This is a genomic window from Enterobacter cloacae complex sp. IR5422, from assembly GCF_049238165.1.
GTDB classification, from domain to species: domain Bacteria; phylum Pseudomonadota; class Gammaproteobacteria; order Enterobacterales; family Enterobacteriaceae; genus Enterobacter; species Enterobacter roggenkampii.
Genome location: NZ_JBMKHT010000073.1, coordinates 1 through 11372 on the forward strand (window position 1 = coordinate 1; position 11372 = coordinate 11372).

The following is an 11372-nucleotide window of genomic DNA, read 5'->3' on the forward strand; positions in this document are numbered from 1 at the left end:
CGCATAACGTGACCGTCGATACCGGTCTGCCTTCGGTCAGCTTCAACGCCATCAGCGATGACAACGTGCTGAACGCGGTAGAGAAGGGTCAGGATCTGCGCGTCAGCGGCACCAGCGCCAACCTGGCAGAAGGCACCGTGGTGGCCGTGACCCTCAACGGCAAAAACTACACGGCCACGACGGCGGCAGACGGTACCTGGAGCCTGACCGTTCCGGCGGCGGATCTGGCGGGTCTGGGCGAAGCGAATTACACCCTGAGCGCGAGCGCCACCAACGGCGTGGGCAACAGCGTGAGCAACACCGCGAACCTGCTGGTGGATACCGCGCTGCCAACCGTCACCATCAACACCGTGGCGGGCGATAACGTCATCAACGCGGCGGAAGTGGCTGCGGGCCAGACCCTCAGCGGCAAGGTCGCGAACGCGGAGGCGGGCAATACCGTCACTGTGACCATTGGCGGCAACACCTACACCGCAACGGTGCAGAGCGATCTGACCTGGTCCGTGAACGTGCCGGAATCCGTCCTGACGGCGCTGGGCAACGGCGACCTGACGGTGTCTGCGACTGTGACCAACGGCCACGGCAACACGGGAACGGGCGAGCGCGAAATCGTTATAGACGCCAGCCTGCCGGGCCTGCGCGTCGATACGGTAGCGGGCGACGATGTGATCAACAGCATCGAACATACTCAAAACCTGATCGTCTCCGGCACCAGCGACGGGCTGGCGGCAGGCACAACGCTCACCGTGACCGTCAATGGCAAAACCTATGCGGCCTCCGTGCTGGCAGACGGCTCCTGGAACGCGGCGATCCCGGCGGCAGACGTCGCGGCCTTCGCAGCAGGTACGGTCACCGTGACCGTGGCAGGCCAGAGCGCGGCGGGCAACCCGGTGACCATCAGCCATGACGTGACCGTCGATCTGGCGGCGGTGGCTATCAGCATCGATGCGATTGCCACCGATGACGTGATTAACGCGGCGGAAAAAGGCGCGGATCTGGTGCTCTCCGGCAGCACGTCTAACGTGGAGGAAAACCAGACCGTTACCGTTACCTTCGGCGGCAAGACGTACACCGCGAAGGTGGATGCCGACGGTAACTGGACGGCCACCGTGCCGTCCGCGGATCTCGCGGGCCTGAAAGACGGTGACGCCAGCGTGCAGGTGAGCGTCACCAACGCGCACGGCAACAGCGCCTCGGCGGGCCGCGAATACAGCGTGGACGCGACTGCGCCAACCGTGACCATTGATACGGTCGCAGGCGATAACGTGATTAACGCCAGCGAAGCGGCTGCGGGCGTTGCTATCTCCGGCACCACCACGGCGGAAGCCGGGCAGACGGTCACCGTGACGCTGGGCGGTAAGAGCTATACCGCCCAGGTGCAGCAGGGCGGCGTCTGGAGCGTGAACGTGCCGGGCAGCGATCTGACCGCACTGGCGGATAGCGGCTACACCGTGCAGGTGAGCGTGAGCGACGCCGCGGGTAACCCGGGCAGCGCGGGCAAGACGATTACGCTTGACGCCACGCCGCCGACCGTCAGCTTTAACGTGGTGGCGGGCGATGACGTCATTAACAGCGTGGAGCACGGCCAGGCGCAGATCGTCAGCGGGTCGGCAACCGGCGCGAACGTCGGGGATAAAGTGGTTATCACCCTCGGTTCGCACCAGTACACCACCACCGTTGACGCCAGCGGCAACTGGAGCGTGGGCGTTCCGGCCAGCGTGATTTCCGCCCTGACCGACGGCACCGTGACCCTCAGCGCGACCATTACCGACAGCGCGGGTAACAGCAGCACCCAGACCCATGACGTGGTGGTCAACACCGCCTCCGTGGCGCTGACGGTGAACACCCTTAGCGGTGACGACGTGATCAACGCGGCTGAAGCCGGTTCGTCACTGGTGATTAACGGCTCCAGCGCGCAGTTCGCCAGCGGGACCCAGGTCACCGTGACCCTGAACGGCAAGAGCTATACGGCCACCATTCAGAGCGACGGCACCTGGACGACTACCGTACCGGTTGCAGACGTCAGCGCCCTGGCCGATGGCGCCAGCTATCAGGTGTCCGTATCGGCACAGGACAGCGCGGGCAACAGCGCCTCCGCAACGCATACTATCAGCGTGGATACCACTGCGCCGGTGGTGAGCATTGGGACGCTGTCGGTTGACGACATGCTGAACGCCGCGGAAGCGCAGCAGCCGCTGACCGTGCACGGTTCTTCCAGCGCGGAGGCGGGTCAGACCGTTACCGTGACGCTGGGCGGCAAAACCTATACTGCGCTTGTCGGCAGCGACGGCACCTGGACGCTCGACGTGCCGGCAGCCGACCTGGCCGCCCTGAGCCAGGGCGCGCTGACGGTCACCGCCTCGGTCAACGACAAAGCCGGTAACAGCGGCCAGACCACGCACACCTTAACGGTGGATACCGTCGCGCCAACCGTGACCATCAGCACCGTGGCCGATGACGATATCGTCAACAACGCGGAGCAGCTGGCGGGCCAGACCATCCGCGGCACCACCACGGCGGAACAGGGCCAGACGGTGACCGTCTCCTTCAACGGGCACAGCTATCAGGCGACCGTCGGGGCGGACGGATCGTGGTCGGTCTTCGTGCCGGGCCGTGATTTCCTCGGCCTGAGCGACGGGGAGTACACCATCACCGCGTCGGTAAGCGACAGGGCGGGCAACCCGGGCAGCGCAACGCACGACGTGACGCTGAACGGCGATGTCCCAACCATCACCATTAACACCTTTGCGCAGGACGACATCGTCAACGCCGCCGAGCACGGCACGCCGCTGGTCGTCAGCGGTACTACCGACGCCCCGGCGGGCCAGACGGTGACCCTCACGCTGAACGGTAAAACCTATGCGGCTACCGTTCAGAATGACGGCACCTGGAGCTACACGGTCAGCAGCGCTGACGTGGCCGCGCTGGCAGACGGCGGTTCTTACGTCATTAACGCGCAGGTCAGCAACACCATCGGCAACAGCGCCAGCGATAACCATACCGTCACGGTGGATCTCACCGCGCCGTCGATGGGGATCAGCATTGATTCGCTGCAAAACGACACCGGCCTGAGCGCAACGGATTTCATCACTAACGACAGCCAGGTCGTCGTCAACGGCTTGCTGACCGCGCAGCTCGGCAATAACGAGAAGGCGCAGATCAGCCTCGACGGCGGCGTCACCTGGATCGACCTGACCGTGACCGGCACCACCTGGCGCTACGCCGATGGCCGCACCCTGACGGACGGGACGTATCAGTACCAGGTCCGCGTGATTGATAACGCGGGCAACGTGGGGGCCACGGACAGCCAGGACGTGGTGATTGACCTGACGAAGCCTGCGGCAACCACCATTACCGTGGATTCCATTACGCAGGATACCGGCCTGTCCGGCAGCGACTTTATCACCAGCGACAACCAGATCAGCCTGAAAGGGACGCTGGGCGCGGCGCTGGGCCGCGGCGACCACGCGCAGATCAGCCTTGACGGCGGCGTCACCTGGATCGACGTCAGCGTCAGCGGCCTGAGCTGGACGTACGTCGATGGGCGCACGCTGGCCGACGGGGATTACAACTACCAGCTGCGCGTGATTGACGATGCGGGCAACATCAGCGCCACCGCCTCTCAGGTGGTGACCATTGATACGGTTGCACCGGACGCCAGCAAAACGATCGCCATCGACAGCATCAGCGACGATACCGGCCTGAGCAGCAGCGACTTTATCACTCGCGACACGTCCCTGACGCTGCACGGCTCGCTCGGCGCGACGCTGGCCGACGGCGAATACGCCCAGATCAGCATCGACGGCGGCGTCACCTGGCAGAACGTGATTGTCACCGGCAACAGCTGGTACTACGTCGATAGCCGCACGCTGGGTAACCAGACCTATGACTACTACGTTCGCGTGGTGGATGCCGCCGGTAACGTGGGAGCCAGCGCCCATCAGCAGGTGACCGTCGATACGATTGCTCCGGATGCGGCGATCACGGTGTCGGTGGATAACATCACCGTGGATACCGGCTTCGACAATAACGACTTCCTGACCAGTTCGACCTCGTACACGCTGCACGGAACGCTCGGCGCAGAACTCGGCGCGGGTGAATTTGTGCAGGTGAGCATGGACGGCGGCACGACCTGGGTATACGCCACCGTAAGCGGTACGCAGTGGAGCTACAGCGACACGCGTACCCTGACCGACGGCAGCCATAACTACCAGGTGCGGGTCGTTGACCAGGCGGGGAACGTCGGGGCCACCACCTCGCAGGCGGTGACGGTGGATACGCAGGCGCCGCAGTACGGCGTCACCATCGACAGCATCAGCGAAGATACCGGCCAGTCCGGGAGTGATTTCATCACCATGGACACCACGCTGACGATCAACGGTTCGCTGGGCAGCGCGCTGGCAAGCGACGAGCGCGTGCAGATCAGCCTCGACGGCGGGAATACCTGGCTCGATACCACGGTCACCAACCAGCGCTGGAGCTACACCGATACCCGCGATCTGCCTGACGGAGACTACACCTACCAGGTGCGGATTATCGACCAGGCGGGCAACGTGGGTTCCACCGCGTCTCAGGTCGTCACGGTAGACACCACGCCGCCGACCACGGTTGGCACGGTCGTGAGCTATACCGACGGCGAAGGCGAGCGTCAGGGCACCTTTGGCAGCGCGGTGGCAACGGACGATAACTCGCCGCTGATCAACGGGACGCTGAACCGCGCCCCGGACGACGGCGAGATCGTGCAGCTTTACCGTGACGGGGTTCTGCTCGGCCAGGTGACCATGAACGGCAGCGCAAGCTGGTCCTTCCAGGACAACGGCCTGAGCGACGGGAATCACACCTACATCGTGCGCGTCACCGACAGGGCCGGAAACTACACGGAATCCGACGGCTTTGTGCTGAACGTCGATACCAGCATCCCGACCACCACGGCGGCGATTACCGCGCAGACCACGTCGGATACCACGCCGATCGTCACCGGTACCGTCTCCGCTGACCTGGTGAACGGTGAATACCTGGTGGTGACGGTGAACGGCAAAACCTACACCTCCCAGACGGGCGGTGCGGTAGTGGTCGACCCGGATCACAACACCTGGTATCTGCAGATCCCGGACGGCGATGCGCTGAGCGTGGCGAGCTACAGCGTGACCGCGCAGGTGAAGAGCAGCGCGGGTAACGGCAATACCACCGGTACGGCGACCGGCAGCCTGGTGATTGATACCACCTCGGTGAACACCGACTGGGCAACCACGGCGGGGAACAGCAACAACTCCACCATGACCCTCGGCATGAACAGCAGCGGTCTGTGGAATATCATCGCTAACGGCCAGTCTTACTCCAGCAGCGATAGCTCGACCTATGCCGGCAATACGCTGACTAACACCCGTAACTACTACGTGGTGAGCCAGACCGCCGCCGACTTTGACCGTAACGGCACGCAGGACATTTTCGCGACGGAAAATACCTACGCCGGGTCAACGCAGGTGATGTGGACCTACGATGGCAGCACCTATAACGCCAGCCAGCTGGCAATGGGCACCACCATCTGGTACGGCGGCGTGATTGCCTACGATAAAACCGGGGATGGGTATCTGGATCTGGCGTACGGTGACTCCGGCGCGGACTCCATTACCTATCTGATCAACAAAAACGGGGTACTCTCGCCTGACGGCACCTACGGCGGCGCGGGGTTCTGGGGACAGTTCACTACCATGCGTGAAATCTCCGGCGTCGATATTAACAATGACGGCACCGTGGATGTGGTTCAGCACACCAACCGCAGCGGCGCGTACTCGTTAACCGTGATCAACAACAACGGCAACGGCACGCTCTCCATCGGTCAGAACCTGACGAACGTGTTTGTGCCCAACGCCTCGAATACCACCACGGCGGCGTCCATGACGTGGGCGGACTTCAACGGCGATGGCTACATGGATCTGTACCTGGGCAGCAGCTACAACAACAACGGCGGGGTGATCTACTACAACGACGGTACCGGGAAGCTCTCGGCCACCAAGAGCGCGGTGGAGGCCTCTAACGCAGCGGCGGGCTATCTGTCGGTGGCGGTGGACTGGAACGGCGACGGGCAGATGGACATCGTCAAGCTCAGCACCTACGGCGGCTCGCAGACGGCGACGCTGTTCACCAACAACGGCTACGGCTCCACCTGGACCGCCAGCCAGCTGGCGTCCGGCATTGCTTACGCCACCGGCGTGGCGGCAGTGGACTACAACTGGGACGGTGCGCAGGACCTGCTGGTCTCTCAGCAGAACGGCAAGGTGGTGCTGGTGCAAAACAGCAAAACCATTGCTGACGGCACCGCGATGCATCTGCACATTGTCGACAGCGAGGGCATCAACGCCTACTACGGCAATACGGTCAACCTGTACAACGCCGCGGGCGTGCTGGTGGCCTCGCAGATCATCAATGCCCAGTCCGGTATCGGGTCGAACGATACGTCCGCGCTGGTGAGCTTCTACGGGCTGGATCCGAATGAAACCTATTCGGCCGAGATCCTGAAGATCACCAACGGCGTGTCGGATAACGTCACCTGGAGCGGTCTGGAAGCGGGCAACGGCAAAGAGGGCTACGTCCTGACGGCCGAAGCGGCCACCGGCGGCCACAGCGGGACCATTACCGGAACCGGGTATAACGACACCTTTATCGCCGAAAATGGCACGTATACCTACAACGGTTCCGGCGGCTGGACTACCCATTCCGACCATGACACCTGGAGCAACACCGGCGGGATGGACGTGGTGGATTACCGCAATGCGACCTCTGGCGTGACCGTTGACCTGCGCCTCTCAACAGCGCAGGACACCGGCTTCGGCACCACGCGTCTGCTGAACATTGAAGGGATTAACGGCTCGGATTACGACGACGTCATCACCGGCAACAGCGGTGATAACCGGTTCGAAGGTCGCGGCGGAAACGACACCTTCAACATCGGCAGCGGCGGCCACGATACGCTGCTCTACAAGCTGATCAACGCTTCGGATGCCACGGGCGGTAACGGTCACGACGTGGTGAACGGCTTTACGGTCGGCACCTGGGAAGGGACGGCGGACACGGATCGTATTGACCTGCGCGATCTGCTTTCCGGCAGCGGCTATACCGGCACGGGCTCGGCGAGCTATGTGAACGGCGTGGCCACGCTGGACAGCGGCGCGGGCAATATCAGCGATTACATCCGCGTGGTGCAGAACGGCAGCAATACCGAGATCCAGGTTGACCTGGACGGTACCGGCGGTCAGTTCTCGCCAACCACCCTGGTGACGCTGAACGGCGTGCAGACGGATCTGGCGACGCTGCTGGCGAACCATCAACTGTTAATTGCGTAAAACAACGCCGCGGGGAGCGATCCCCGCGGCCTTTTGGCGTTTCTTTAGACGAATTGCGTTACCCCGGAGATTATGAAGACACATCCACAGTACGAACCCTGGCTGCAGGGCATGCTCATCATCGCGAAGCACTACCGGCTGGACTTTTCGGTGGAGCACGTTCGGGTCACGATTAACCATGAAAGCCAGTCGCCGCGCCAGCTGGTGCTGGAGGAGATGGCGCGCCAGCTTGGGCTGGGGATGCGCGTGGTGGCGGCGGAAGCGGCATCCCTCGATCCGTGGCGCCTGCCGCTGCTGGCGGAATTCACCGGCGGGCAGATTGCGGTGATCAACCGCATGGACAACGAAGGCAACGTCAGCCTGCAGTTCAGCGGCGACGGCGGCCTGGAGACGACGCTGACGCGCGAGGCGCTCGGGTCGCGATTAAAGGGCCTGATGGTGCTGCGCCCGCTCGAGTCCACGCCGGATGCCCGCGTGGATGACTACATCAAACCGTATGAAAAAAACTGGTTCTGGCAGCTGGCGCTGAAGGACTGGCGACGCTACGGCGACATTATGCTGGTGGCGCTGGTCGCCAACGTGCTGGCGCTTTCCGGCATGGTCTTCTCCATGCAGGTCTACGACAGGGTGGTACCGTCGCAGTCAGAAGCCACGCTGTGGGTGCTGTTTGGCGGCGTGATGATTGCCATCGTGTTCGAATTCATCATGCGCATGCTGCGCGTGCACATTTCCGACGTGGTGGGGAAGCGCGCCGATCTGCGCATCTCTGAACGCGTCTTTGCCCACGCGCTGCGGATTAAAAACGGCGCACGCTCGAAATCAACCGGATCGTTTATCGCGCAGATCCGCGAGCTGGAGTCGGTGCGCGAGCTGATCACCTCGACGACCATTGCGGCCCTCTCCGATCTGCCGTTCTTCCTGCTGTTCGTCTTCATTCTGTGGATGATTGGCGGTCCGCTGGTGCTGGTGGTCCTGCTCGCCGTGCCGCTGTTGCTTATTCCTGGCCTGCTGGTGCAGCGCCCGCTGGGGAAACTCTCCAGCGAAGGGATGCGTGAATCCGCCATTCGTAACGCCACGCTGGTGGAAGCGGTGCAGGGCATTGAAGACATCAAGCTGATGCGCGCCGAGCAGCGTTTCCAGAACCAGTGGAATAACACCAACGACGTCGCCGCCAGCGTCGGCATGAAGCAGCGCTGGCTGACGGGCCTGCTGCTCACCTGGACGCAGGAGGTGCAGTCCATTGTTTACGCGGTGGTGCTGCTGGTCGGCTGTTACCTGGTCATCAGCGGTGACATGACCACCGGTGCGCTGGTAGGCACCTCGATTCTGGCGTCGCGGACCATTGCGCCGCTGTCGCAGATCTCAGGCGTGCTCTCGCGCTGGCAGTCGGCAAAAGTGGCCCGCAAGGGGCTGGACGACCTGATGCAGCGGCCGATTGACGATCCGCAGCACGGCAAGAAGGTGCACAAAGCCCACCTGCGCGGCGATTATGCGCTTGAGGACGTGGGGTTTTACTACGACGAGGAAGAGAAACTCACCGTGCTCAACATCAGCAAGCTGCAGATCCGCGCCGGAGAACGCGTGGCGGTGCTCGGGCGCAATGGCTCCGGCAAAAGCACGCTGTTACAGCTTCTGGCGGGCATGCAGGAGCCGCAGCAGGGCAGCATTCTGCTGGACGATATTGCCCTCAATCACCTCGACCCGGCCGACGTGCGTCGCGACATGCAGCTGCTGAGCCAGCAGGCCCGTCTGTTCTTTGGCTCCGTGCGGGACAACATCCTGATGGGTAACCCGCTGGCGACCGACGATGAGATTCACCAGGCGCTGGTCAACAGCGGCGCGCTGGAGTTTGTGCGCAAACAGAAAATGGGGCTGAACACTATCATCAACGAGGGCGGAACGGGACTCTCAGGCGGACAGCGTCAGGCGCTGCTGCTGGCGCGCGCCCTGATCACCTCGCCGACTATTCTGCTGCTGGACGAGCCTACCGCCTGGCTGGACGAAATGAGCGAGAAGCAGTTTATTCAGCATCTTCACACATGGCTGGGTAAGCGCCGGACGCTGGTGGTGGCGACGCATCGCCTGCCGATTCTGGACCTGGTCGACCGCATCATCGTGCTGGAAAACGGCAAGGTCGTGATGGACGGCCCGCGCGACGCCATCCTGCACCAGCACGGCATGGCGCCGCAAAAGACAGCACAGCGCACCGTGACCATGAAACCGGCGGCGGTTGCAGAGGAGGGCGCGGCATGAATGATTTCTCCCGTTTTAATAGCCGACTGAAAGAGCCGCGCCTTCCGCGCGCCACGCTGGTGGCATGGTCGCTGTTCGCCCTGCTGGCGGCGTTTATCGCCTGGGCGAGCCTGTTCCAACTTGATGAGGTGACGACCGGCAGCGGTAAGGTGATACCGTCTTCTCATGAGCAGGTCATCCAGTCCCTGGAAGGCGGCATTATCCACAGCCTGATGGTGCGCGAAGGCGACATCGTCGAGCGCGGCCAGCAGCTCGCGCAGCTTGATCGGACAAAAACCGAGTCGAGCGTGCTGGAGAGCGAGTCGCGTCTGAATGCGGCGCTGGCCACGGCGGCACGCCTGAAGGCCGAAGTTAACGACACGGAGCTGATGTTTCCCGAGGAGCTGGATGACGACGTTGAGCTGGTTAAGCAGGAAACGGCGCTCTATCAGTCCCGTCGCGAGAGCCTTGAAAAGGGGCTGGCTGGTTTACGTCAGGGTGCCGAGCTGGTGCAACGCGAGCTGTCGTTGACCCGTCCGCTGGTGACCCAGGGGGCGGCCAGCAAGGTGGAGGTGCTGCGTCTTGAGCGTCAAAAAAATGAGCTTGAGAATAAAATCACCGAGATGAAAAACCAGTATTACGTCCGCGCCCGTGAAGAGCTGGCGAAAGCCAATGCGGAGATTGAAGCCCAGCGTTCGGTGATGAAGGGTCGGGAAGACTCCCTGACCCGACTGACCTTCAATGCGCCGGTTCGCGGGATCGTAAAGGATATTGACGTCACGACCGTGGGCGGCGTCATCCCGCCGAACGGCAAGCTGATGAGTCTGGTTCCGCTTGACGATCAGATGGTGATTGAGGCGAAAATTTCGCCGCGCGATGTGGCGTTTATCCATCCCGGCCAGAAGGCGCTGGTGAAAGTGACGGCCTATGACTACTCCATTTACGGCGGGCTGGAAGGGGAAGTGACCATGATTTCGCCGGACACCCTGCAGGATGAGGTGAAAAGAGATGTTTATTACTATCGCGTCTATATTCGTACCGACAGTAACCATCTGACCAATAAGCAGGGTCAGGAATTCCCGGTCTTTCCGGGCATGATTGCTACCGTAGACATTAAAACCGGCAGCAAAACCATTCTGGATTATCTGTTGAAACCGCTGAATAAGGCAAAAGAGGCGCTGCGGGAACGATAGGTGAAGGGCGTTCGGAACACCGAACGCCTGGTGAATTATACGGTTGACGTCACGTTGTGAAGGTGGCGTCGCTCTTTAGGAACCACGTTGATGTAATGCGTGACATACGCAAAATATAATCCGGCATAATTTTCGACGAGTTCGATAAACGCCGGATAGACCGATAGCCGACCATCACCCCGATCTTTCAGATAGCCCGCCTCCTGAGCTGATTTGATAATCCGGTTGACGTGGATGCGCGATACAAAAAATTCTTTTGCGAGCGTGCTGGCTGAATAGTCAATAACGGCACCATGGGCGGATTTGTTTTTCATAGCCTGCAGGTAAAGATAAAGCATAATCATACGGCCACCATCTTTATCAATAAATAATCCTACTTCAGGCAAAACCTTTCTGAACGTTAATCCCCGAAAAAGATATTCTGCCGCGCGGCGGAAGAAGTTACTTCTCAAAATATCATTGTCCAGCAGGTTTACATTAAGGAAGTTGCGATTAAGTGGTCCGCAGCTCCCGATATGACGCCCCAAACCGTCCTTTATCGACGTCCTGTGGCTCAATTTTCCAATTTTCAGCCCAAAATCGTCTCTTCGTGGCTGATTTTGGC

Annotated in this window: 3 protein-coding genes and 1 pseudogene; 3 read left to right on the plus strand and 1 reads right to left on the minus strand. The window is 61.5% G+C overall.

Features of this window, described 5'->3' with window-relative positions; genetic code table 11:
* The 3 genes from ACOTXT_RS21410 to ACOTXT_RS21420 all read left to right on the plus strand — a co-directional run.
* A partial coding sequence (locus ACOTXT_RS21410) for a beta strand repeat-containing protein (RefSeq protein WP_421625441.1) occupies positions 1–7343 on the plus strand: 7343 nt, incomplete at its 5' end.
* A gap of 72 nt (positions 7344–7415) precedes the next feature.
* Positions 7416–9596, plus strand: a complete 2181-nt coding sequence (locus tag ACOTXT_RS21415) for a type I secretion system permease/ATPase (protein WP_021242554.1) — start codon at positions 7416–7418, stop codon at positions 9594–9596.
* On the plus strand, positions 9593–10768 hold the full coding sequence (locus ACOTXT_RS21420) for an HlyD family type I secretion periplasmic adaptor subunit (RefSeq protein ID WP_055322382.1): 1176 nt from the start codon (positions 9593–9595) through the stop codon (positions 10766–10768). Before ACOTXT_RS21415 ends, ACOTXT_RS21420 begins: the two co-directional genes overlap by 4 nt.
* Before the next feature lie 35 nt (positions 10769–10803).
* Here the strand turns inward: ACOTXT_RS21420 and ACOTXT_RS21425 are convergent.
* Positions 10804–11372, minus strand: a pseudogene (locus ACOTXT_RS21425) (hypothetical protein); the annotation flags it as partial.

What these genes read in the sequence shown, in the direction of transcription:
- ACOTXT_RS21420 (WP_055322382.1), top strand. Translation starts at nt 9,593, where the DNA reads ATGAATGATTTCTCCCGTTTTAATAGCCGACTGAAAGAGCCGCGCCTT.
- ACOTXT_RS21415 (WP_021242554.1), top strand. Translation starts at nt 7,416, where the DNA reads ATGAAGACACATCCACAGTACGAACCCTGGCTGCAGGGCATGCTCATC.